General features: G+C 69.7%; 19 protein-coding genes and 1 riboswitch. Of the genes, 9 read left to right on the forward strand and 10 right to left on the reverse strand.

The annotated features are described in order from the left end of the window. Nucleotides 1-32: 32 nt before the first annotated feature. Genes ABIE21_RS14160 through ABIE21_RS14170 form a run of 3 tightly spaced genes read right to left on the reverse strand, consistent with a single transcriptional unit; the run spans nucleotide 33 to nucleotide 3,852 of the window. Nucleotides 33-911, reverse strand: a complete 879-nt coding sequence (locus ABIE21_RS14160) for a carbohydrate ABC transporter permease (RefSeq protein ID WP_354025472.1) — start codon at nucleotides 909-911, stop codon at nucleotides 33-35. After that, nucleotides 908-1,819: a carbohydrate ABC transporter permease gene (locus ABIE21_RS14165; RefSeq protein ID WP_354025473.1), complete on the reverse strand. Its 912-nt coding sequence runs from the start codon at nucleotides 1,817-1,819 to the stop codon at nucleotides 908-910. The genes ABIE21_RS14160 and ABIE21_RS14165 overlap by 4 nt, the downstream gene beginning before the upstream one ends. Further along, nucleotides 1,816-3,852: a beta-galactosidase gene (locus tag ABIE21_RS14170; protein WP_354025474.1), complete on the reverse strand. Its 2,037-nt coding sequence runs from the start codon at nucleotides 3,850-3,852 to the stop codon at nucleotides 1,816-1,818. The genes ABIE21_RS14165 and ABIE21_RS14170 overlap by 4 nt, the downstream gene beginning before the upstream one ends. A 183-nt stretch (nucleotides 3,853-4,035) precedes the next feature. Here ABIE21_RS14170 and ABIE21_RS14175 point away from each other — a divergent pair, with 183 nt between their 5' ends. The 3 genes from ABIE21_RS14175 to ABIE21_RS14185 all read left to right on the forward strand — a co-directional run bounded on the left by ABIE21_RS14175 (nucleotide 4,036) and on the right by ABIE21_RS14185 (nucleotide 7,229). Next, a complete protein-coding gene (locus ABIE21_RS14175) occupies nucleotides 4,036-5,058 on the forward strand; it encodes a LacI family DNA-binding transcriptional regulator (RefSeq protein ID WP_354025475.1) in 1,023 nt (340 codons plus the stop codon). A gap of 238 nt (nucleotides 5,059-5,296) precedes the next feature. After that, nucleotides 5,297-5,956: a GntR family transcriptional regulator gene (locus ABIE21_RS14180; protein WP_354025476.1), complete on the forward strand. Its 660-nt coding sequence runs from the start codon at nucleotides 5,297-5,299 to the stop codon at nucleotides 5,954-5,956. Nucleotides 5,957-5,993: 37 nt separating this feature from the next. Next, on the forward strand, nucleotides 5,994-7,229 hold the full coding sequence (locus tag ABIE21_RS14185) for an alpha-hydroxy acid oxidase (protein WP_354025477.1): 1,236 nt from the start codon (nucleotides 5,994-5,996) through the stop codon (nucleotides 7,227-7,229). Between the two features lie 85 nt (nucleotides 7,230-7,314). Here the strand turns inward: ABIE21_RS14185 and ABIE21_RS14190 are convergent, their stop codons facing one another. Continuing rightward, the gene (locus ABIE21_RS14190) at nucleotides 7,315-8,583 is read right to left on the reverse strand and encodes a uracil-xanthine permease family protein (RefSeq protein ID WP_354025478.1); all 1,269 of its coding nucleotides are present in this window, start codon (nucleotides 8,581-8,583) and stop codon (nucleotides 7,315-7,317) included. Nucleotides 8,584-8,664: 81 nt separating this feature from the next. Beyond that, a riboswitch (TPP riboswitch) is annotated at nucleotides 8,665-8,774 on the forward strand. Between the two features lie 31 nt (nucleotides 8,775-8,805). Between ABIE21_RS14190 and ABIE21_RS14195 the strand changes: the two genes are divergently transcribed. From ABIE21_RS14195 to ABIE21_RS14210, 4 genes are read left to right on the forward strand one after another with little or no spacing between them, the layout of a single operon-like run. Next, nucleotides 8,806-9,441: a YkoF family thiamine/hydroxymethylpyrimidine-binding protein gene (locus tag ABIE21_RS14195; protein WP_354025479.1), complete on the forward strand. Its 636-nt coding sequence runs from the start codon at nucleotides 8,806-8,808 to the stop codon at nucleotides 9,439-9,441. A gap of 5 nt (nucleotides 9,442-9,446) precedes the next feature. After that, a complete protein-coding gene (locus tag ABIE21_RS14200) occupies nucleotides 9,447-10,028 on the forward strand; it encodes an ECF transporter S component (protein WP_354025552.1) in 582 nt (193 codons plus the stop codon). Between the two features lie 3 nt (nucleotides 10,029-10,031). Continuing rightward, on the forward strand, nucleotides 10,032-11,807 hold the full coding sequence (locus ABIE21_RS14205) for an ABC transporter ATP-binding protein (RefSeq protein WP_354025480.1): 1,776 nt from the start codon (nucleotides 10,032-10,034) through the stop codon (nucleotides 11,805-11,807). After that, nucleotides 11,804-12,589 carry an energy-coupling factor transporter transmembrane component T family protein gene (locus ABIE21_RS14210; protein WP_354025481.1) on the forward strand — a complete coding sequence of 262 codons (786 nt, stop codon included), beginning with the start codon at nucleotides 11,804-11,806 and terminating at the stop codon, nucleotides 12,587-12,589. The genes ABIE21_RS14205 and ABIE21_RS14210 overlap by 4 nt, the downstream gene beginning before the upstream one ends. Nucleotides 12,590-12,601: 12 nt before the next feature. On the opposite strand, the gene ABIE21_RS14215 is transcribed toward ABIE21_RS14210, so the two are convergent. Next, nucleotides 12,602-13,714 carry an acyl-CoA dehydrogenase family protein gene (locus ABIE21_RS14215; protein ID WP_354025482.1) on the reverse strand — a complete coding sequence of 371 codons (1,113 nt, stop codon included), beginning with the start codon at nucleotides 13,712-13,714 and terminating at the stop codon, nucleotides 12,602-12,604. Nucleotides 13,715-13,845: 131 nt separating this feature from the next. Further along, on the reverse strand, nucleotides 13,846-14,796 hold the full coding sequence (locus ABIE21_RS14220; protein WP_354025483.1) for a ketopantoate reductase family protein: 951 nt from the start codon (nucleotides 14,794-14,796) through the stop codon (nucleotides 13,846-13,848). A 100-nt stretch (nucleotides 14,797-14,896) separates the two neighbouring features. Between ABIE21_RS14220 and ABIE21_RS14225 the strand changes: the two genes are divergently transcribed. Further along, nucleotides 14,897-15,376 (forward strand): Lrp/AsnC family transcriptional regulator, encoded by a 480-nt coding sequence (locus ABIE21_RS14225; RefSeq protein WP_354025484.1) that lies wholly within the window; start codon nucleotides 14,897-14,899, stop codon nucleotides 15,374-15,376. Here the strand turns inward: ABIE21_RS14225 and ABIE21_RS14230 are convergent. After that, entirely contained in the window at nucleotides 15,373-16,155 is a 783-nt protein-coding gene (locus tag ABIE21_RS14230) for a response regulator (RefSeq protein WP_354025485.1), read from the reverse strand. The two genes, ABIE21_RS14225 and ABIE21_RS14230, sit on opposite strands and share 4 nt — an antisense overlap. Then, entirely contained in the window at nucleotides 16,152-17,966 is a 1,815-nt protein-coding gene (locus ABIE21_RS14235) for a sensor histidine kinase (protein WP_354025486.1), read from the reverse strand. The genes ABIE21_RS14230 and ABIE21_RS14235 overlap by 4 nt, the downstream gene beginning before the upstream one ends. A gap of 113 nt (nucleotides 17,967-18,079) precedes the next feature. On the opposite strand from ABIE21_RS14235, the gene ABIE21_RS14240 reads away from it, so the two are divergent. Next, nucleotides 18,080-19,471: a cation:dicarboxylate symporter family transporter gene (locus tag ABIE21_RS14240; RefSeq protein ID WP_354025487.1), complete on the forward strand. Its 1,392-nt coding sequence runs from the start codon at nucleotides 18,080-18,082 to the stop codon at nucleotides 19,469-19,471. Nucleotides 19,472-19,475: 4 nt separating this feature from the next. On the opposite strand, the gene ABIE21_RS14245 is transcribed toward ABIE21_RS14240, so the two are convergent. Both ABIE21_RS14245 and ABIE21_RS14250 read right to left on the reverse strand, forming a co-directional pair. Further along, complete coding sequence (locus tag ABIE21_RS14245; RefSeq protein ID WP_354025488.1) at nucleotides 19,476-20,636, reverse strand: low temperature requirement protein A; 1,161 nt, start codon at nucleotides 20,634-20,636, stop codon at nucleotides 19,476-19,478. A 73-nt stretch (nucleotides 20,637-20,709) separates the two neighbouring features. After that, on the reverse strand, nucleotides 20,710-22,251 hold the full coding sequence (locus ABIE21_RS14250; RefSeq protein WP_354025489.1) for an HNH endonuclease signature motif containing protein: 1,542 nt from the start codon (nucleotides 22,249-22,251) through the stop codon (nucleotides 20,710-20,712). Nucleotides 22,252-22,296 lie beyond the last annotated feature (45 nt).

Genomic DNA, 22,296 nt, shown 5'->3' on the forward strand with positions numbered 1-22,296 from the left:
TGAAACGGGATGGTGCGGGAGTGGTGGACGCGTCACTTGACGCTTCCGGCCCCCAACCCGCCGCGCCAGAAGCGCTGCAGGCTGAGGAAGGCGATGATGAGCGGGATGATCGACAGGAAGGCGCCGATGATCACGAACGTGCGGATCTCTGGGATCTGGTTGACCTGCGAGTTCCACGTGTAGAGGCCGAGCGTGACGGGGAAGAGCGTCTGGTCGCGCAGCATGATGAGCGGCAGGAAGAAGTTGTTCCAGATCGCCACGAACTGGAACAGGAAGATCGTGACCAGCGCGGGCGTCATCAGGCGGCGTGACACCGAGAAGAACGTGCGCACTTCGCCGGCGCCGTCGAGGCGGGCCGCCTCGAGCAGCTCGTCGGGCACGCTCGCCGCCGCGAAGATGCGCGCGAGGTAGACGCCGAACGGGCTCACCAGGCTGGGCAAAAACACCGACCAGAAGGTGTTCGTCGCGTTGAACTGGCTGAAGATCAGGAACAGCGGCAGCGCGAGCGCGGTCGCCGGCACCAGGACGCCGCCGAGCACGACGTTGAAGATGAACTCGCGACCGGGGAAGCGGTACTTGGCGAGGGCGTAGCCGCACATCGCCGCGAACAGCGTGCCGAGCAGCGCGCCGGTTCCCGCGTAGAGGATGCTGTTCAGCATCCACTTGAGATACACGCCGTCGTTGTACGCGACGAGGTTCGAGATGTTGGTGAACAGGTTGAAATCGGCGAACCAGAGGGCGCCGGTGGAGCCGAACTGCTCACGGCTCTTGGTGGAGGAGATGAACAGCCACCAGATCGGCACGAGGAAGTAGAGCGTAGAGACGCCCATGATGATCATCGCGGCGGTGCGCGACGCGAGCCGCTCCTTCGGCGCCCCAGGGCCGGCCTTCGTGCTTACGTTCGTGCTCATTTGTCGGCCTTACGCTGGGTGAACTTGAGGAATGCGAACGACAGGACGAACGTCGCGAGTGCGAGCACCACCGACATCGCGGCGGCGAGAGGCACGTTGGGAACCGCCGACGTCGCGTAGACGGTCATGTTCGGCGTGAAGGTGCTCGACACCGACGAGGTGAAGCTGCGGAACACCTGCGGCTCGGCCAGCAGCTGCAGCGTGCCGATGATGGAGAAGATCGCGGTGAGCGTGATGGCCGGCGCGACCAGGGGGATCTTGATGCTCCAGGCGATCTGCCACTGGTTCGCGCCGTCGAGGCGCGCCGCCTCGAAGATCTCGGAGGGCAGGGCGAGCAGCGCCGAGTAGATGATCAGCATGTTGTAGCCCACGTAGACCCAGGTGACGACGTTCGCGATCGACCAGAGCACGGTGCTCGGCGACAGCAGGTCGAACTCCGAGGTGAACGCGGCGAACGGCGACAGGTTCGGCGAGTAGAGGTAGCCCCACATGATGGCGGCGATCACGCCGGGCACCGCGTACGGCACGAAGAAGGCCAGCCGGAAGAACTTCTTGCCCTTCACCAGCGGCGAGTCGAGCAGCAGGGCGAGCACGAGCGCGAATCCCAGCATGACGGGAACCTGCACGGCTCCGAAGAGCAGGACACGACCGACGGATGCCCAGAAAGCGTCGTTCTGGAAGACCAGGAAATACTGCGTGAGGCCCCCGAACACCTCCGTCGGCTTGCCGAAGGTTCCCTCGCGCTCGACGACGAGCAGCGACTGGTAGATCGCGAAGCCGATGGGCAGCAGGTAGAACGCGGCGAACAGCACTCCGAAGGGGGCGATGAAGAACGCGATCGCGCGCTTGTGTTTGATCGGCGTGCGCCGCGGTGTTATCCGCGGGGCCGAGACAGCCTCTGTGGTCACAGCGTTTCCCTGCTCTCTGTTTCGGTGGTGTGGCGCACGATGCGCACTTCGCCCGCGGGAACGGTGAGCGACGTGGTGACGGTGTCGCCCGTGATGAGCTCGGTTCCCTCGGCTGCGATGTCGAACGCGACATCCGTGTGGTTGATGACGAAGAGGAAGACGACGCCGTCGCCCGCACGACGCACGACCTCGACCCCGGCAGGAACGGCGAGCGGCAGTTCGACGCCCGCTCGGCGGGCCGCTGTGGCGAGCAGCCCGCGCAGGCCGTCGGGGTCGAGGTTCGTGGCTAGGTACCAGGCGACGCCCGAGCCGAAGTCGTTGCGGGTGACCGCGGGGCCGCCGGCGAGCGGGCCGCTCTCGAAGGCGGTGACGGCGTCGGCGCCGCGAAGGTGCACCCGTTCGCTCCACATCGTGGCGGTCGACCCGTTGCTGAGAGCGAGCTCGTCAGTGGGCTGGAGGGGGAAGAACTCCTCGGTCGAGACGCCGAGCAGGTCGCGGAACGCGCCCGGGTAGCCGCCGGTGATGACCCGGTCGTCTTCGTCGACGATGCCGCTGAAGAACGTGACAACGGCGTGCCCGCCGGCGGCGACGAAATCGCTGAGGTTCGAGGCATCCGCGTCGCTCACGCTGTAGAGGCTGGGTACGACGACCAGGCGGTGGCCTGCGAGGCTCGCCCCGGGTGCGACGATGTCGACGGTGAAGCCCTCGGCGAGCAGCGCGTTGTAGACGCGGTGCACCTGGTCGAGGTACTTGACGTCGCCGGTGGGGTGCGAGTCGAGGTCGGTCGCCCACCACGCCTGCCAGTCGAAGACGAGGGCGACGTCGCTGACGACACGGGTTCCGGCCACGTCGGAGATCCGGCCGAGGATGCCGCCGAGCTCGACGACCTCGCGCCAGACCTTGGTGTCTTCGCCCGTGTGCGGCAGCATCGCCGAGTGGAACTTCTCGCTGCCCTGCAGCGAGGCGCGCCACTGGAAGAAGCTGATGCCGTCGGCGCCGCGGGCGACATGGGTGAGGATGTTGCGGATCATCTCGCGCGGCGACTTGGCGATGTTGCGCGGCTGCCAGTTGACGCTGCTGGTCGCGGTCTCCATCAGCAGCCACGGCCCGCCGCCGGCGAGGCCGCGGGTGACGTCGGCGGCGAAGGAGAGCTCCTCGCGCACGGCGCCGAGGCGGTTGTCGAGGTAGTGGTCGTTGGCCACGAGGTCCATGTGCGGCGCCCAGGCCCAGTAGTCCTGGTTGCGGATGTGCGCCGTCACCATGAAGTTCGTGGTCACCGGCACGGCGCTGTGCTCGCGGAGCACCGTCTCCTCGGCGCGGTACTGGGCGAGCAGCTCGTCGGAGCTGAAGCGCATGAAGTCGAGGGCCTGCGCGGGGTTTCCGGTGGATACCGTGAGCCGCGGGGTCTGGATGTGCTCCCAGGCTGCGTACTTCTGGCTCCAGAACGCCGTGCCCCACGCGGTGTTGAGCGCGTCGAGGGTCGTGTAGCGCCCGCGCAGCCAGCCGCGGAACGCCTCGGCCGAGATGGCGCAGTAGCAGTGCGCGTTGTGGCAGCCGATCTCGTTGGAGACGTGCCAGAGCTTGACGGCGGGGTGGCTGCCGTAGCGGCGGGCGACCTGCTCGACCAGCTTCACCGAGTGCTCGCGGTACGCGGGCGAGCTGGGGCAGAACGCCTGCCGTCCGCCGAACGCGCGCTGCGTGCCGTCCGACATCGTGGGCAGCGACTCGGGGTACTGGTACGAGAGCCAGGCCGGCGGGCTCGACGTGCCCGTGCCGAGGTTGATGCCGATGCCGTGGTCGTGCAGCACGTCGATCACCGCGTCGAGGGCGGAGAAGTCGTACTGGCCGGGCAGCGGCTCGAGCTGCGCCCACCCGAAGATGTTGATGGCGACGAGGTTCACGCCGGCCTCGCGCATCAGGCGCGCGTCTTCGAGCCACACTTCGGGAGCCCACTGCTCGGGGTTGTAGTCGGCGCCGTAGGTGAACTGAGCGCGCTCGGCGTCGATGAGTTCGGCTACGGGTGTCTTGCTCACGGGTGGGGCTCCATTGTGACTGCTGGCGCCGGTGTCGACGCTCGAGATCGCACAGTTCTCGACGAGATCTGTGAGCGCTCCCAGAATGGGCGCCGACAACTCTTCGTTGAGAGTCTGTGAACGCTCCCAGAATAAACAGACGTGGGCGAAACTGTCAACCCGACGGCGCAGTAGGGTGTGTGAATGATCGCGAAACGCCTGCAGACGACGCGAGCCACGATCAACGACGTCGCAGCCGTCGCGGGCGTGTCTCGCGGAACGGTGTCGCGCGTGCTCAACTCCGAGGTCTACGTCTCGGATGCCGCGAAGAAGGCGGTCGAAGACGCGATCGAGCAGGTCGGCTATGTGCGTAACACCGCGGCGCGCAACCTCGTGACCCGGCAGTCGCACGCGATCGGCCTGATCGTGCACGAGCCGCACTCGCTGTTTCTCGAGGACCCCAACATCGGGAGCATCCTGCTCGGCACCAACTCGGTGCTGTCGGACAACGACTACCAGCTGGTGTCGCTCATCATCGACTCCGACCGCGACAGCCACCGGGTCGCCGAGTACCTCACCGGCGGCTTCGTCGACGGCGTGATCATCGTCTCAGCACGCGCCCACGACCCGATCGCGCGCGTGGTGTCGCAGATCGGCATCCCGGCCGCGTTCGTCGGCCACCCGGTCGATATCGAGGGCATCCCCTACGTCGGCATCGACAACTTCTCGGCCGCCAAGGCGATCACGACCCGGCTGATGCAGACCGGACGCCGCACCATCGGCATGATCGCCGCCGGCCTCGACCGCGACTCCGGCCAGGACCGCGTCGCCGGGTTCACGGCCGCCCTCGGCGAGGCCTTCGACCCCGAGCTCGTCGTCAAGGTGCCGCTGTACGCCCACGCCAGCGGGATCGAGGGCATGCGCGAGCTGCTCGCCCGCGCCCCGCACGTCGACGGGGTGTTCGCCGCGTCCGACGCGATCGCCGCCGGTGTGCTCGACGTGCTGCGCGACACCGGGCGGTCGGTGCCCGGCGACGTCGGCGTCGTCGGCTTCGACGACAGCGCCTGGGCGACCCGCTCGCAGCCGCCGCTGTCGACCGTGCACCAGCCGGCCGGACAGCTCGGGCGCCGCGCCGCCGAGTCGGTGCTCGCCCAGATCCGCGGCGAGGCCGTCGACAGTGCAGGCACGTTCCTCGACACGCACATCGTCTGGCGCGACTCGGCCTAGCCGTCGGGCATCCGCCGGGTAGCGCCGCCTGCGGCCCGTATCGAAACCCCGTAGCGCTACAGTTCGGGCGCACGGCCCCAGCGCGCGCTGTAGCCCTCCGCCCAAGGTGTAGCCCTCTGGTTCGGCACAGGCCGGACTACCCACTCGACGACGATCCTGGTGCGATTGTCTGACAATCTGCTAGGTTGTATGACAATCCGAGCGCACGGCGCGCGGATGCGACACGAAGGAGTGCGAGATGACGACGGATGCGACATCCGGTGTCCTGCCCGACGCCATCTACTCGGCGCTCCGTTCCGCGATCATCAACCAGGACATCGCTCCCGGCACCTCGGTCACTGAATCCGCGGCCGCACTGCGCTTCGGGGTCGCCCGCCCGACGGCGAAGACCGCGATCGAGAAGCTCGTCGCCGACGGCCTGCTGCGCCGCGAGATGCACCAGACCGCGCGGGTCCCCCGGCTGAGCCGCGCCGACATCGTCGACCTCTACGACAGCCGCGCCGTGGTCGAGTCGGCGGCCGTGGCGGCGCTCGCCTCGGGCGGGACGCTTCCGGCCGATGCTCTGGCGGCGCACCGCTCGCTGCTCGCCGCGGCATCCGACGGCGACGGCGACGACTTCGCCACGCACGACATCGACTTCCACCGCGCCCTCGTCGCCGGCCAGTCCAGCCCCCGCCTCGCCCGCATGCACGCCCTGCTGATGGGCGAGATCGAGCTCTGCATCGGACAGGTGCAGGCCAACCACCTGCTCACGGCGACCGAGGTCGGCGCCCAGCACCAGGGCATCCTCGACGCCGTAACCGCCGGCGACGCCGCCCGCGCCGAGGCCCTCACCCGCGACCACATCGTCGGCTCGCGCGACAGACTGCTCGCCCACTTCGACGGCACCCACGCCTAGCCCCATCGACCGACCAGCCCCGATCAGAGAGAACACCATGGTTCAGCGCAGAATCCCGAAGTACAAAGACCTCCGACCGCTCATGAACTTCAAGACGCCGGAGATCAACGCCAAGAAGCGTCGTCTGCAGAACGCCCTCACGATCGCCGACCTGCGCGACATCGCCCAGCGCCGCACGCCCAAGGCGGCCTTCGACTACACCGAGGGCGCTGCCGAGGGCGAGATCAGCCTGAAGCGCGCACGCCAGGCGTTCGAGGACATCGAGTTCACGCCGTCGATCCTGCGGGATGTCTCGACGGTAGACATGTCGAGCGAGGTACTCGGCGGTCGCGTCGCGCTGCCGTTCGGCATCGCACCCACCGGCTTCACCCGCATGATGCAGACCGAAGGCGAGATCGCCGGTGCGGGAGCCGCGGCGGCAGCGGGCATCCCGTTCTCACTGTCGACGATGGGCACCACCGCAATCGAGGACGTCAAGGCGGCGAACCCCGACGGGCGCAACTGGTTCCAGCTCTACATGTGGAAGGACCGCGACCGCTCGATGGCGCTCGTCGACCGGGCCGCGAAGGCCGGCTTTGACACGCTGCTCGTGACGGTCGACGTTCCCGTCGCCGGCGCCCGGCTGCGCGACAAGCGCAACGGCTTCTCGATTCCGCCGCAGCTCACCGCGGGCACCGTGATCAACGCGCTGCCCCGCCCCGAGTGGTGGATCAACTTCCTGACGACGGAGCCGCTGGCCTTCGCCTCGCTCGACCGCTGGAGCGGCACCGTCGGCGAGCTGCTCGACTCGATGTTCGACCCCACCGTGACCTTCGAGGACCTGGCGTGGATCAAGGACCAGTGGCCGGGAAAACTCGTCGTGAAGGGTGTGCAGAACGTCGACGACGCCAAGCAGCTCGCGTCGATGGGCGTCGACGGCATCACGCTGTCGAACCACGGCGGGCGCCAGCTCGACCGCGCGCCTATCCCCTTCCACCTGCTGCCCGACGTCGTGCGCGAGGTCGGCATGGACACCGAGGTGCACCTCGACACGGGCATCATGTCGGGCGCCGACATCGTGGCATCCGTCGCGCTCGGTGCCAAGTTCACGCTCATCGGCCGCGCGTACCTGTACGGTCTGATGGCCGGCGGACGCGACGGCGTCGACCGCACGATCGAGATCCTCGCCGACCAGATCGCGCGCACGATGCGCCTGCTCGGGGTGAAGAGCCTCGCCGAGCTCGAGCCGCGCCACGTGACGCAGCTCGAGCGCCTGGTGCCGCGGCAGCGGTAGCAGCGCGGCGCCCGGCCCGGTTCCGGCGAGGCCGTATCGCGGAGACTCTGCGACGGGTTTCGATCCGAGCCGGCGGTCGAGGCGCCTACTGGTCGGTGCCCCGCCAGCGCGCGATCGAGTTCATCAGGTGGTAGACCACGATGGCGGCGACGGTACCGAGCACGATGCCCGAGAAGGTGAGCTGCCCGAGGTTGATCGTGAAGTCGGCGATACCCATGATGAGCGCGACACCGGCGGTGAGCTGGTTCTTCGGCTTGCTGAAGTCGACGCGGTTCTCGACCCAGATGCGCACGCCGATGATCCCGATGAGGCCGTAGAGCGCGGTCGTCACACCGCCGAGCACGCCGGGCGGCACGGTGTTGATGAGCGCGCCGAACTTCGGCGAGAGGCCGAGCAGTATCGCGACGATTCCGGCCACCCAGTAGGCGGCGGTCGAGAACACGCGCGTCGCAGCCATGACCCCGATGTTCTCGCCGTACGTCGTGGTGGGCGAGCCTCCGCCGAGGCCGGAGAGCACGGTCGCGAGCCCGTCGGCGAACAGGGCCCGCCCGGTGAGGCCGTCGAGGTTGCGGTTGGTCAGCTGTCCGACGCCCTTGATGTGGCCCACGTTCTCGGCGACGAGCGCGAGCACCACCGGCAGGAACATCAGGTAGACGCCGAGGTTGTCGCTCGAGAACGTCGGCGTCGTGAACTCCGGCAGGCCGACCCAGGCGGCGTCGCCGACGGCGTCGAAGTTCACCTGGCCCGCGATGACCGCCGCGGCGTAGCCGACGAGCACGCCGATGATGATCGACAGGCGTCCGAGGAACCCGCGGAAGAACACCGCGGCGAGGATGATCGCGAGCAGGGTGATGATCGCGACGACGGGCGCCTCGGTGAAGTTGTCGCGGGCCGCGGGCGCCAGGTTGAAGCCGATGAGAGCGACGATCGCGCCGCTCACCACGGGCGGCAGCACGACGTCGATCCAGCCGGTTCCGGTGAGGTGCACGACGATGCCGATCACCGCGAGCAGGGCTCCGACGACGATGATCCCACCGAGGGCGACGGATGGCCCGCCCGACGCGGTGGCCGCGCTGATAGGGGCGAGGAACGCGAACGACGACCCGAGGTAGCTCGGCAGACGGTTGGCCGTGATCAGCAGGAAGAGCAGCGTTCCGATGCCGGAGAACAGCAGCGTGGTGGCCGGCGGGAAACCCGTGATGAGCGGCACCAGGAACGTGGCGCCGAACATGGCGACGACGTGCTGGCTTCCGAACCCGATGGTGCGCAGCCAGGTGAGGCGCTCCTCGGGGGCGACGATCTCCGTCGATCCGACATTCTTTCCATCGCCGTGCAGTGTCCAGGGCAAAGCCACGAGTCCTCCGTAGGGGTGCGGCGCCCGACCGGCGCTTTCCGAGGATACCGAATCGGCGGATGCCCGTTCGCGTGTAGGGTGACGGCTGTACACGGGAGTCCGGTGAGCCGGGCTGAGAGGAAGCTATCCAAGCTTCGACCGTTGAACCTGATCTGGATCATGCCAGCGCAGGGAGTCGACACTCATAATCCCGTGCCCTGTTAATCGACAGAAGGCGCGAAAATGACACAATCACCCACCCTCACCCCCGCCACGTTCGGCGTCGGTGCGAGGATCACTCTCGCCGCGATGAGCGACGACTACGTCTCGATCGTGCTCGGCGCGCTCGAGGCCGCCGACTCGACCGGCCTCGAGACGCAGACCGGGGCGGTGAGCACGTTCGTCTCCGGCGCGGAGTCAGACCTGGTGCGCTACCTCGTGCAGCTCGTCGGCGCCGCCGGTCGCAGCGGCGCGCACGTGAGCGCGACCATCCACTTCTCCCGCGGCTGCCCCGGCGAGGTGGTCTGCGAACTGCCAGGCGGCGCCGGTCCGCTCGCGGCCGAGATTCCGGATGTCGCGGCGACCGGTGTCACCGCCGTGGCGGAATGGGCGCTCTACCCCCTCGAAGACGGGGTGACTGCCGGAACTACCCCCGACCACATGCGCGATATCTACGCGGCGATCGACTTCGCGCGAGAGCTGGGCACCTTCGAGGCATCCGAACACTTCGTCACCCGCCTGTCGGGAGACGTCGCCGACGTCATCCGCACCGTGGCGGCCGGCTGGATCCTGGTAGGACGCACCGTGCAGCACGTCACGAGTCACGTGACGCTCTCGATCAACAGCCCGTCGGTGCGCGTCGACGAGATCGGCCGGTGACCGGCATGTGGAAGCGGCTCACCCTCAAAGACCTCGTGCTCGTCGCCGTGCTCGGCACGGTTCTCGGCTTTCTCTACTGGGCGCTCGTGCAGGCGTGGACGGCGCTCTCGGTGCTGATGGGCCCGGCCGGCGACCTGGCCCAGCACTTCCTGCTCGGCGGCTGGCTCATCGTCGCGCCGATCGCGGTGGCGATCGTGCGCAAGCCGTTCGTGGGCGTCATCGCCGAGATCCTGGCGTCGATCGTCGAGGTGGTGTTTCTCGGTTCGGCCGTCGGCCCGCTGCTCATCGTCGCCGCCGCGATCCAGGGCGCCGGCAGCGAGCTGCCCTTCGCGCTCACCCGGTACCGACGCTTCGGCTGGGCCGTCTACGCGCTCTCCGGCCTGTGCGGCGCCGGGTTCGTGTTCTTCTACTCGGCGTTCCGCTCCGGCTGGTACGGGCAGGACCTGTTCCTGCTGCGCCTGGTCGTGCAGCTCGTGTCGGGCATCGTGCTGGGCGGGCTGCTGGCCAAGGTCGTCGTCGACGGCCTCGCGAAGACCGGTGTGGTCGACAACTTCGCGATCGGCCGCGAGCTCGCCCGCAAGGGCTGAGCGGTGCTCTCGATCGAGGCGGTCACCGTCGCCTTCACCCGGAGGCGCGACCCGGTGCTGCGCGACGTGTGTCTCGACCTGGCGCCCGGCGAGCAGGTTCTCGTGCTCGGCAGCTCGGGCGCGGGAAAGTCGACGCTGCTGCAGCTCGTGAGCGGCGTCATCCCGCACTCCGTGGTGGCGACCGTCGACGGCACCGTGACTGTCGGCGGCGTCGACACCCGTGACACGACCGTCGTCGAGCTGTCGCGCACGGTGGGGCTGCTCGCGCAGGATCCGGCGTCGGGCGTCTGCCTGCCGACGGTGGAGGAGGAGGTCGCGCTGCCGCTCGAGAACCGCGCAGTCGACCCGGCCGCGATCTCGGGCCGCATCGACACCGCCCTCGCCGCGGCGGGGGTCGGGCACCTGCGCGAGCGGCGAACAGCGCGCCTGTCGGGCGGCGAGGGGCAGCGCGTCTCCCTGGCCGCAGCGCTCGTCGCCGAGCCCGCCGTGCTGCTGCTCGACGAGCCGACGTCGATGCTCGACTCCGCGGGCGTGGCGGCCGTGCGGTCGGCGATCGCGTCGAGCGTCGCCCGCTACGCCCCGGCCGTGATCCTGGTCGAGCACCGGCTCGACGAGTTCGCCGGACGTGCCGGCCTCGATGCGCTGCCGGGGCGGTCGATAGTTCTGGATGCGGCCGGGGCGGTCGCGGCCGACGGCCCCACCCGCGAGGTGCTCTCCGTGCACGGGCGCGACCTGATCGCCGCCGGATGCTGGCTGCCCCTCGAGAGCGAGCTCGACGCGGTGTTCGGCGGGCGGTCCGGGGCCGCGCCGTCTCACACCGGGCTCTCCTCCCCCGGGGTGCGCGCCGGGCTGCTCGAATTCGCCGGTGCGACCGAGATCGCCTCGCCCGTGCTCGCCGCCACGGAGCTGGCCGCGCCTGTGCTCGCCGCCACGGGGCTCGCCGTCTCCCGCGAGCGTCGACCCCGCCGGACCCGCGAGCCCCGTCGTCCCCGGCGGGGCCGCGACGCCAGGCCAGAACCGTTCGCGCCCGTGCTCGCCGGCGTCGATCTCGAGGTGCGCCCGGGCGAGATCGTGGCGCTGCTCGGCGCGAACGGCGCGGGCAAGTCGACGTTGCTGCTCACGCTCGCCGGACTGCTGCCGCCCGCCGCGGGCACGGTCGTGGGGGCCCGGCCGGGCATGGTGTTCCAGAATCCGGAGCACCAGTTCGTGGCCCACACCGTGGCCGGCGAGATCGGCTTCGGACTCGCGCCGGGACCGGCCACGGATGCCCTGGTCGCCCGCCTGCTCGACGACCACGGTCTCGCCCACCTGGCGCAGCAGCATCCGCACCGCCTCTCCGGCGGCGAGAAGCGGCGGGTGAGCGTGGCCGCGATGCTCGCACACGGGCGCGCGGTGCTGCTCGCCGACGAGCCCACCTTCGCTCTCGACCGCCGGGCGACGATCGGCGTGACGAGTGCCCTGCGGGCAGCGGCGACGGATGGTACGGCCGTGGTGTTCTCGAGCCACGACCTGCGCACCGTAGCGACGCTCGCCGACCGCGCCGTCGTCATCGCCGAGGGCGGGGTGGTCGCCGACGGCCCGGTGTTCGACGTGCTGCGCGACGCCTCCGCGCTCGAGTCGGCGAGCATCGAACTGCCGGCTCTCGTCGAGTGGCTGCTGCAGAACGCGGGCTCGGACGCCGGTGTGCGTCGTGCACTGCTGCGGCTCGACGAGCAGGTGCCCGCCGACCGGCCCGCGGTCGGACAGACCGCGGCGGTGCCGTCGACGGTGGCGTCGTGACCGTGACCGACTCGGCGCTCGCCCGACGCAATCCGACGGTCAAATTCGCGCTGTTGTTCGCGGTGTCGGTCGCTCTGCTGTTCGTGTTCGACCCGTTCACCTCGGCCGCCCTCTACGTGATCGCCCTGGTCGCGGTGATCGCGAGCAGCGGCATCCGGCCGAGGGCCTTGCTTCTCGGACACCTCCCCTTCGTGGGCGTCGCCGTGGGACTCGTTCTCGTGAACGCCCTCAGCCGTCCGGGCGTGGAGGTCGTGAGGTTCGGTGTACTGCGCGTCACCGAGGAGGGTCTCGAGGTGGGCGCCGCTCTCGGACTGCGCACGCTGGTGATCGGGGTGCTGTCGCTCGGCTTCATCGTCTCGACCGACGGCGTGCGGCTCATGACCAGCCTGCACGAGCATGCGCGCCTAGGACTGCGGGTGACTTATGCGGTGCTCGCCGGCTACCGCACGCTCGAGGAGCTGCCGCGGGAGTGGCAGCTGATCCGGCACGCGCACGCGGTGCGCGCCGGCGTGGATCGTCGCGGTCGGCCTCGAGGCGGGCTCGGCGCCTTCGGGCGGGCGGCGTTCGCGCTGCTCGTGGTGTCGCTGCGTCGCGCGGAACGGCTCGCGATCGCGCTCGAGAGCCGCGGACTGGGACTGAGCCCACGCACGACGTGGCGGCCCGTGGCGTTGACCGCGACCGACGGGGTGTTCGCGGCGGGGGTGATCGCGGTGGTGGGCGGGGTGATCACGGCGTCGGCCGCGTTCGGGGCGCTGCGCGGGGCGGAGGTGCTGGCGGGGTGAGTGGCGCGGGCGCTACTCCAGCGCGCCTAGGAGGTTCGTAGCCACCGTGCCGTGGGCCGACTCGGGATCGCTCGGGTGGAACAGACCGGCGAGCGCGTCGCGGTACAGCCTCGAGAGCTCGGTCTCGGCGCCGTACGACGACCCGCCCGACACCCGGATGGCGGTCTCGACGACCGAGCGCGCGACATCCACCGATCGGGTCTTGGTGCCCACCAGCAGCCGGAACCACGCGGCCCCGTGATCGGCCAGCTCGTCGACGTCACGGGCGAGCCCCTCGATCTGCGGCGCGAGCGAGTCGAGCGCGATCGCCGCGTCGGCGAGCTGCCAGCGGATGTCGGGATCCTGCGAGTAGGCGAGCCCGGTCTTCAGCGACCGCCGCTTCCCGACGTTCTCGAGGGCCAGCTCGAGCGCGCGGTCGGCGATCCCCGCGTAGACCGACGAGATCAGCAGCAGGAAGTCGGCGAACAGCCCGAAGATGTACGGGTCGGCGACGGGGCCGACCGGGAGGATCCGCGTGACCCGGGAGGGCTCGACGCGTGCACCGTCGAGCACGGTCGTGAAGCTCTGCGTCGCGCGCATGCCGAGCGGGTTCCAGTCGCCGACGGCGCGGTGGCCCGGGGCGTCGCGCGTGAGCACGCCGTGCACGAGTCGCGGCTCCGAGGCATCCGTGTCGTCCCGTCCGAAGATCGCGAGACGTGTCCAGGCCGGAGACAGCGAGGTGAAGATCTTGGTGCCGGTGAACAGGTACGAGCCGTCGGGCTGAGGCACCGCCGCGGTGCGCGAGTCGAACATCACCTGGTCGTTGCCCGCCTCGCTGTTGCCGAACGCGAAGAGCTCTCCGGCGGCGGCGTCGTCGAGGATCCAGTCGAGCGACGGGTCGCCGCGCTCGCGCAGCACCCGCGCGATGCCCACGACCACGAGGTGCATGTTGATTCCGAGCGCGGTCGCCGGGGCGTGGGCCGCGAGCAGCCGCTGGTCGCGGGCCACCTCGAGCAGCGGCCGGGACTCGAGATAGCCGGCGGCGCGCAGGTCGTCGAGGTCGTCGGCGAAGAAGGCGTTGTCGCGGTCATACCCGGCGGCGCGGGAGCGGATGCGGGCGAGCAGGTCGGCGTCGAGTACTGTCACCCGTCCAAACTACGCCCCCTGTTGTGCGGAGAGCCGTTACGCGGCGGGCTGTGTGCGCCGAGCCGTTGTGCGGAGAGCTGTTGCTAGGCGAGCCGGGCTCAGGCGGCGAGCTGTTGCTAGGCGAGCCGGGCTCAGGCGGCGAGCGAGACCGCGTGAACGGCGGAACGGTCGCGGGGGTCGAGCGCGTCGATGAGCCCGTGCACCATGCGCAGCATCGGTACCGCCAGCCCGTGACGATCGGCTGCCGCGATGACCGCGCCCGTGAGGTAGTCGTGCTCGAGGGCGCGGCCGGCACGGCGGTCGAGCAGCATCGAGGTGGCGCCGGCGCGCGGGAGCGAGTCCATGTGGTCGAGGATGAGCGCGGCGGAACCCTCGGGCATCACGGCGCCCTCGGCCCTGGCCACCTCGACGGCCTCGGCCAGAAGCGCCCGCACGAGCGGGCGCACGCCGGCGTCGGCGGTGATCTCCATCGTGCTGTCGGTGAGCGCGGTCACGGTGTTGAGTGCCGCGTTGATCACGAGCTTGTTCCACGACTCGGTGACGAAGTCGTCGACGACGCGCACGTCGACGCTCTCACCGAACAGGGCGGCGAAACGCACGGATGCGGGGGCTCCCCCGATCGCGACGGCACCGCGTCTGCGACAGACCACGAGATTGCCGCCGACCTTCTCGGCCGCGATATAGACGACTCCGGGCACCACCTGAGTCGCTGCGACCCACTCGCTCACACGTTCGGCGTGGCCGATGCCGTTCTGCAGAACGACGACGGTCGTCTGCGGGCCGACGAGCGCGTCGAGCCACGGCCCGATCGCCGAGGTGTCCTGTGCTTTGACGGTGACGACGACCCAGTCGACCGGGGTGAGGCCCTCGGGAGATCCGGCGACGGCCGCATCCACCCGATGAGTGAGGGTGCCCAGCTGGATCGACATCGGCTCGACGGAGTCGCGGCGGCACAGAGTGACGGCCGCCCGCTCGCTGAGCGCGTCGGCCACGACGGTGCCGATCGCGCCGACTCCCACGATCGCGACCGTGGGCCGTGGGCCCGAATCGGTCGAGACGAGGAGGTGGGGAAAGTCGGTCATGGCTCAAGTTTCCGGATCGTGCGCATGGTGCGCAACACGGTTCGTCTCGCCTGCGCACGGTGCGCATCGTGCTGACGGATACGCGGCGCTACGATGCACTATGCCCAATCTCGATGCGACCGACGCGCGAATCCTCCTCGCTCTCGACGAGGAGCCGGATGCCACGACCCTGTCACTCTCGCGAGCCCTCGGCATCGCGCGCAACACCGTGCACGCGCGGCTGCGCAAGCTGGCCGAGCGCGAGCTGCTCGGCCGGCCGAGCCAGCGGGTCAGTCCGGCGTCGCTCGGCTACTCGCTGACCGCGTTCCTGCGCCTGTCGATCTCGCAGAGCTCGACGAACTCGACCTTCGAGGCGCTGGCGCGCATTCCCGAGATCACCGAGGTGCTCGCGATCACCGGAGACGGCGACCTGCAGGCGCGTGTCGTAGCGCGCGACCCGGCGCACCTCTACCTGATCACCACCGCGATCCTCGACATCGACGGCGTCACCCGGTCGAGCACCGCGCTGGCGATGGCCGAGATCATCCCGTCGAGGATGGGCCCGCTGCTCGAGCGGCACGCGGCGGCCGGCCGGCCCTAGCGCGGCCGGTATTCGTACTCGGGGCGGCCCGGGGTGCCGTAGCGCGGCGCCCGTTCGAGCAGTCCGACGGCGGCGAGGTGCTCGAGGTACCGGCGGGCGGTGACGCGCGCCATCTCGAGGGCGGCACTCACCTCGCCCGCCGACAGCGGCGACGGGCTGGCGCGCACCGCGGCGATCACGGCCTCGAGGGTGTCGGACGAGAGCCCCTTCTCGAGCTGCACCTGCCCGGGCGTGCGCAGGCTCGCGAACGAGGCATCCACCTCGCTCTGCGTCGCCAGTTCCTCCGTGCGGTGCAGGCTCGCCCGAAATCCGCGGTAGTTCTCGAGCTTGTCGGCGAAGGTCGCGAACGTGAACGGCTTGATGAGATACAGCACGATGCCGAGAGATACGGATGCTCGTACGACCGCGACATCGCGCACCGCGGTGATCGCGATCACGTCGACCTCGAGCCCCGACGAGCGGATGCGCCGGCACAGGTCGAGCCCGTGGATGTCGGGGAGGTTCATGTCGAGCAGCACGAGGTCGATCGTGCTCGTCGGGGATTCGGCGGCCGCCGTGCCGCCGGCGCCGGCGCCCGTGCCCGCGTCTGTGCCCGCACCTGCACCCGCACCCGGGCCCGGGCCCACCGTCGAGTCGCGCAGCAGGCGGAGCGCCTCGCGTCCGTTCGCGGCGATACCCGCCACCTCGAAGCCGGGGATGCGGCGAAGGTACTCGGCGTGGGCCTCGGCCGTGATCGACTCGTCGTCGATCACGAGCACCCGGATCGGCGTCTCGCTCACGACGTCGCCCCGGTCTGCCGGGCCGCGGACGGCGGGGGCTGCTGGGACGCGGGCGACGACGCGGGCCCGGGCACCGACGCGGGCCCGGGCACCGACGCGGGCTGGGGCGACGATGCAGTCTCTGGCGCGCGCGCCGACTCCGGCACCGGCACGCGCACCGTCACGACGGCCCCGGGCGCGTTGACCACCGAGATCTCTCCGCCCAGCCGCCGCACGGCCTGGCCGACGAGGGCGAGACCGATGCCGCGACCGTCGAGACCCGCGCGCTTGGTCGAGAAGCCGCGCTGGAAGGCCAGGTCGACGTCGGCGAAACCCGGGCCGTTGTCCTCGACGCGGAAGAGGGTCTGGCCGGCGTCCCGTTCGATCGCCACGGTGACCCGGGGCGCGTCGATCGCCGCCGCGTCGAAGTCGGGGGTGACGGCATCCATCGCGTTGTCCACCAGGTTGCCGACGATCGTCACGAGGTCGCTCGAGGCGAGGCCGAGCGCGCCGAGGTCGTCGGAGATCTCGATCCGCAGGTCGATGCCGCGCTCCCCCGCCTGCGCCGACTTGCCGAGCAGCAACGCCGAGAGCACCGGCTCGTTCATCGAGCCGAGGAGCGAGTCGGCGAGCTCCTGCCCGACGTCGAGCTCGTTCGCGGCGAAGCGGATCGCCTCGTCGCCGCGTCCCAGCTCGATGAGCGCGACGATGGTGTGCAGCCGGTTGGAGAACTCGTGCGTCTGCGAGCGCAACGCGTCAGACAGCGTGCGCATCGTCTGCAGCTCGCCGGCCAGGTTCTGCAGGTCGGTGTGGTCGCGCAGCGTCGTCACGGTGCCGAGGATGCGCGCCTCCTCCGGCGAGACCGTGACCTCCTGGTTGACCACGAGCACGTGGGTCTCCGTGACGTAGACCTCGTCGACGGCGCGTTCGCCGCTCGCGAGCAGCTCGCCGAGCGGACCGGGCAGGTCGAGGCTCGCGACCGGCACCGGCTCACTCGAGCGTTCGAACGGCAGGCCCAGCAGCTCGGCGGCCTGATCGTTATAGAGCAGCAGACGCCCGTGTCCGTCGACGAGAACCAGCCCCTCGCGCACCGAGTGCAGCACCCCCTCGTAGTAGCCGAACATGCCGCTCATCTCCTCCGCGCCGCGACCCCAGGTCACCCGTCGCAGGTAGCGGCTGAGCAGCCAGGCCGCGAACGCGCCGACGACGATCGTGAGCAGCGCGGCCGCGAAGACGATGGCCAGCCGACCGGCGAGCGCAGCCGAGATGTTGTCGACGGTGACCCCGGCGGCCACGACAGCGACGATCTCCCCCGAGCCGTTCGACCCCGAGGCATCCGTGCCCGAGGCATCCGACCCCGGCGCATCCGTGCCCGAGCCGTCCGTGCCGGCATCGGCGAACACCGGCACGACAGCGCGCACGGAGGGCCCGAGGGTGCCCGCGTAGGTCTCGGTGAACGACTCTCCATCGAGCGCGGGGGTCACCGTGCCCAGGAACGGCTTGCCGATCTGGTCGGGATCCGGGTGCGTGAACCGCGTGCGGTCGGGCGCCATGATCGTGACGAAGTCGGTGTCGGTCTCGCGCATGAGGTCGAGGGCGTACGGCTCGAGCAGTGCGCTCGGATCGTCGGATGCCACGGCCTCGGCCACGAACGGATTGGCCGCGATCGAGGCGGCCAGGGTCAGGCTCTTCGAGGCGGCCTCCGCGTCGACGTCGTTGCGCGCATCCACGAACAGCCACACCGTGGCGATCGTGGTGAGCACGGCGATGAAGGCGACCTGCAATACGAGGAGGCGAGCGGCGATGCTCCAGCCCCGAATCATCCGGCCCATAGGAACAGTATGAACGCAACCTTCCCGGCCCGGGCGGCGCGAACGATGCTGGGGCAACCAACGTAAGCGCCGTCCACAAAGCAGTGGCGGCCCGGGAGACCAAGGGAAGACCGATGGCAACGACGCAGACGGTACCGAAGAAGAAGATCGACAAGACGCACTGGCTCTACATCGCGGTGATCATCGCCGTCGCCGCGGGAATAACCGTCGGCCTCGTGTTCCCGGAGTTCGCGAAGGGGCTCAAACCGATCGGCACCGGCTTCGTCTCGCTGATCAGCATGATGATCGCGCCGATCATCTTCTGCACGATCGCGCTCGGCGTCGGATCGATCGCCAAGGCCGCCACGGTCGGCAAAGTCGGCGGGCTCGCGCTCGGCTACTTCATCGTGATGTCGACGTTCGCGCTCGGCATCGGCCTCGTCGTGGGAAACATCATCCACCCGGGCGAGGGCCTCAACATCAGCGGGGCGAGCTACGACACGTCGGACCTCGAGCCTGCGTCGACGACCGACTTCCTGCTCGGAATCATCCCCGAGACGCTGTTCTCGTCGCTCACCGCCGGCAGCATCCTGCAGACCCTGTTCGTCGCGCTCATCGTCGGCTTCGCGCTGCAGAAGATGGGCTCGAAGGGCAAGCCGATCCTGGGCGCCATCCGCCAGCTGCAGGTTCTCGTGTTCCGCATCCTCGCGATGATCATGTGGATCGCCCCTCTCGGCGCGTTCGGCGCGATCGCGGCGGTCGTCGGCGAGACGGGTGTCGGCGCGCTCGTCGCCCTCGGAACCCTCATGATCGCCTTCTACATCACCTGCGCGCTGTTCGTCGTGGTGATCCTGGGCGGGCTGCTCAAGCTCGTCACCGGCGTGAACATCTTCCGGATGATGCGCTACCTCGGACGCGAGTACCTTCTCATCGTGTCGACCTCGTCGAGCGAGGTCGCGCTGCCCCGCCTGATCGCGAAGATGGAGCACCTCGGCGTCTCCAAGCCCGTCGTGGGCATCACCGTTCCCACGGGATACTCGTTCAACCTCGACGGCACCGCGATCTACCTCACGATGGCGTCGCTCTTCATCGCCAGCGCCATGGGGACGCCGCTCGCGCTCGGCGAGCAGATCTCGCTGCTGCTGTTCATGATGATCGCGTCGAAGGGTGCCGCCGGGGTCACCGGCGCCGGCATCGCGACGCTCGCCGGCGGACTGCAGGCGCACCGCCCCGACCTCGTCGACGGGGTGGGCGTGATCGTGGGCATCGACCGGTTCATGTCGGAGGCGCGTGCGCTCACCAACTTCACCGGCAACGCCGTGGCCACGATCCTCATCGGAACGTGGACCAAGGAGATCGACAAGAACCAGGTCGAGCGGGTTCTGTCGCGCGAACTGCCGTTCGACGAGTCGACGATGAGCGTCGACGACCACATGAGCGACGACGAGCGTGCGTACGCGGAGCGCGTCTCCACCGAGGAGATCACGGCGATCGTCGAGGGCGAGCGGGCCGCGGCGAAGAAGTAGGCCTCTAGCGGCGCGCTTCGACCACCAGCGCGCTCGCGAGCAGAGCGACCAGCACCACGACCATCGCCACCAGTGCCCCCGCGACTCCGATCGCGGGGGCACTCAGCGGTAGAAGCACGATGACGACCGCGCTCACGAGAATCGCGACCGGGTTGATCACCACCCGGTCGACGATGGGGGCGTGCACGGCCCACAGCATCACGAGGAATATCGCCACCGGAACCCCGATCGCGAACGCCACGACCTGGTCGGTGACCTCGGTGTGATGGCCGGCCGACTCGACCGCGACCTCGAGCCCCGCCCCGACCGCGGCGAGCGCCGCGAAGGTGACGTAGTGCCCGTAGCCCCAGACGAAGGACAGGTTGCGCCGGCGTTCCAGCCCGTCGCCCGCCGGCTCGGAGAAGTACAGCCACCACAGCACGAACAGCAGGGTGAGTCCGGCGAGAGCGATCACGACCAGCTCGGCGCTCAGGCCGCCGCCGTCGAGCGAGTCCTGCACCCCCAGCGTCGACGCGAGCACGCTCTCGCCGAGCACGATGATCGTGAAGAGCCCGTACCGCTCGGCGATGTGGTGCGGATGCCAGGCCGTCTTGCCTGTGCGTTCCGCCCACAGCGGCACCGACAGGTCGGCGAGCGCGATGACGAGGAACCACCACGGGCTGCTGTCGGGGAAGGCGAGACGCGACACCCAGAGGATCTGCACGACCGTGATGCCGGCGGCGTAGCGGAACGCGGTGGCTCTGCCCTGCGGATGCTGGATTCCGGCCCGCACCCACAGCGACACCAGTCCGACGCGCATCACGAGGTAGCCGATCGTGACGGCGGTGAACCCGCCGCCCGAGAACGCGGACGGGACGTCGGCCGCCAGGATCAACACCCCCGCCATCTGCACGAGCACGAGGATGCGGTACGGAACGTCGTCGGTGTCGTAGGCGGACGCGAACCAGGTGAAGTTCATCCACGCCCACCAGATGGCGAAGAACACCATGCAGTACGGCGCCAGCGATTCCACGACATGCCCCTCGGCGATCGCGTGGGCGAGTTGCACCGCGACCTGCGCGATGGCGACGACGAACACGAGGTCGAACAGCAGCTCGAGCGGGCTGGATGGCCGGTGCGCTTGCGTGGTGTCGCGCGCGGTCATCCGCGTGATCAGGCTGGGCATGCGACCACTGTAGCCGCGCGGGACATCCGCCCGATCCGCCTCCCCGCAGCGCGCTCCCCAGCGCGCGAAATCGTCAGAAGGGCATGTCTCCCGGGGCCGGATCGGCCGCGGGCCAGCCGGGATCAGGGGCGGCCCGATTCGCTTCGCCCGGCGGCTCACCCGTCGACGCTTCACCCGACGGCGCTTCACCCGACGGCGCTTCGCCCGGCGGCTCACCCGTCGACGCTTCACCCGGCGGCGCTTCACCCGTCGGCTCACCCGGCGGCGAGCCCACCGTGTTCGCGGGGTGCGTGACGTACGTGCGGCCGGAGGGGGTCTTCCACTCGATGCGTCCGTCGCCGAGGTTGCGCAGCCTCACACGAGTGTGGTGCTTGAGGTTGTGGTGGAACTCGCAGAGGTGGCTGAGGTTGCCGGCGCAGGTCGTTCCGCCGTTCGCCCAGTCGACGCTGTGGTCGACGTCGCATCGCGCGGCCGCCCGGTTGCAGCCGGGCGCGCGGCAGGTCTCATCACGAACGCGGAGCACCATGCGCAGATCGGCGGGCACGGCGTACTTGGTGCGGTCGAAGTCGAGGATCGCACTCGTCACCGGGTCGGTGAGAACGCGCGCGAAGCTAGGGGCGTCCGCCGCCAGCCGACGCGCCATCTCCGGATCGATCGGACCGTACCCTCCGAGATTCGCCGGAGTCTCTGCCCGCCCGAGCAGAGTGAGCACCGGCACCGTCACGAGCACCTTCGCGCGAACGCCGTGCCCGGTGCCCTCGCCTGCCACGCCTTCATCTGCCGCGGCGCAGGTGTCGCCGTCCAGGAGCAGATCACTCATCGCGTCGACACGCTTCTGGGCGAGCGTGCGGGCATCGTCGGGGGACTTCTGCGCCATGGCGATCTCGGTCAACCGGTCGTAGGCGGCGAGCGCGACCTCTGCGCTGAGCTGGGCGCCGAGGAAGGCCATGCCGTCTTGTTGCGGGTCGACCCAGACGCGACGTTCCTCGACGGCGGCTGCGTGGCGTTCCGTTATGGACTCCGGATGCAGCGACTCGCGTTTCTTGCGTGCGACCGCCGCGAACTTCGCCACGGTCAGAATTTTGGCGAACGGCAGCAGCTCGCGTTCGAAGTCGGCGCTCGCCCCGTCGGGCAGAGTGTCGGTCTGGTCGATCATCACCTGTGCGTGGCGGTAGCTGATCTCGCCATCGCGCAGTGCGGTGTTGGTCTCGGAGAGGTCGTGGACGATGCGGCTCGACTCCCAGATCAGGCGCTCGGCGGTGCGCTCGGGAATGCGGAGCGCGCAGGCCAGCTCGAAGACGAGCTCGCGTCGACCGCGAACGGCGGCGGTCCAGCCGTGCGGCCCGGTACTCGTCGTGGGCGTGCCGGCCGAAGAAGCGCCGCCCGACGACGCAGTCGGCGAAGAAGAGGTCGAGGTCATGGCTTCGCTCCACAACCGCAGCTGGTCGATCCGGGCGGCGCGCAGAGCCATCGAAGCCCCGATGATGCGCTCGGACGACTCGACGGTCGACAGCAGGTCGTCGAAGGTCGCGAGCATCGCCACCTCGAGCGCCTCGCCCTCGGGAGAATCAGCCCCGAGCACGCCCCGCTCTGCCCCGTCGATCACGTTCGTCATGCATCGATTCCACCGGAATGCCGCGTCCCCGAACCGCAGTGACTC

Source organism: Conyzicola nivalis, assembly GCF_040548875.1.
GTDB classification, from domain to species: domain Bacteria; phylum Actinomycetota; class Actinomycetes; order Actinomycetales; family Microbacteriaceae; genus Conyzicola; species Conyzicola nivalis_A.

What these genes read in the sequence shown, in the direction of transcription:
- ABIE21_RS14200 (WP_354025552.1), top strand. Translation starts at nt 9,447, where the DNA reads ATGTGGAAGCGGCTCACCCTCAAAGACCTCGTGCTCGTCGCCGTGCTC.
- ABIE21_RS14240 (WP_354025487.1), top strand. Translation starts at nt 18,080, where the DNA reads ATGGCAACGACGCAGACGGTACCGAAGAAGAAGATCGACAAGACGCAC.
- ABIE21_RS14185 (WP_354025477.1), top strand. Translation starts at nt 5,994, where the DNA reads ATGGTTCAGCGCAGAATCCCGAAGTACAAAGACCTCCGACCGCTCATG.
- ABIE21_RS14160 (WP_354025472.1), bottom strand. Translation starts at nt 911, where the DNA reads ATGAGCACGAACGTAAGCACGAAGGCCGGCCCTGGGGCGCCGAAGGAG.
- ABIE21_RS14220 (WP_354025483.1), bottom strand. Translation starts at nt 14,796, where the DNA reads ATGACCGACTTTCCCCACCTCCTCGTCTCGACCGATTCGGGCCCACGG.
- ABIE21_RS14195 (WP_354025479.1), top strand. Translation starts at nt 8,806, where the DNA reads ATGACACAATCACCCACCCTCACCCCCGCCACGTTCGGCGTCGGTGCG.
- ABIE21_RS14235 (WP_354025486.1), bottom strand. Translation starts at nt 17,966, where the DNA reads ATGGGCCGGATGATTCGGGGCTGGAGCATCGCCGCTCGCCTCCTCGTA.
- ABIE21_RS14245 (WP_354025488.1), bottom strand. Translation starts at nt 20,636, where the DNA reads ATGCCCAGCCTGATCACGCGGATGACCGCGCGCGACACCACGCAAGCG.
- ABIE21_RS14175 (WP_354025475.1), top strand. Translation starts at nt 4,036, where the DNA reads ATGATCGCGAAACGCCTGCAGACGACGCGAGCCACGATCAACGACGTC.
- ABIE21_RS14180 (WP_354025476.1), top strand. Translation starts at nt 5,297, where the DNA reads ATGACGACGGATGCGACATCCGGTGTCCTGCCCGACGCCATCTACTCG.
- ABIE21_RS14225 (WP_354025484.1), top strand. Translation starts at nt 14,897, where the DNA reads ATGCCCAATCTCGATGCGACCGACGCGCGAATCCTCCTCGCTCTCGAC.
- ABIE21_RS14250 (WP_354025489.1), bottom strand. Translation starts at nt 22,251, where the DNA reads ATGACGAACGTGATCGACGGGGCAGAGCGGGGCGTGCTCGGGGCTGAT.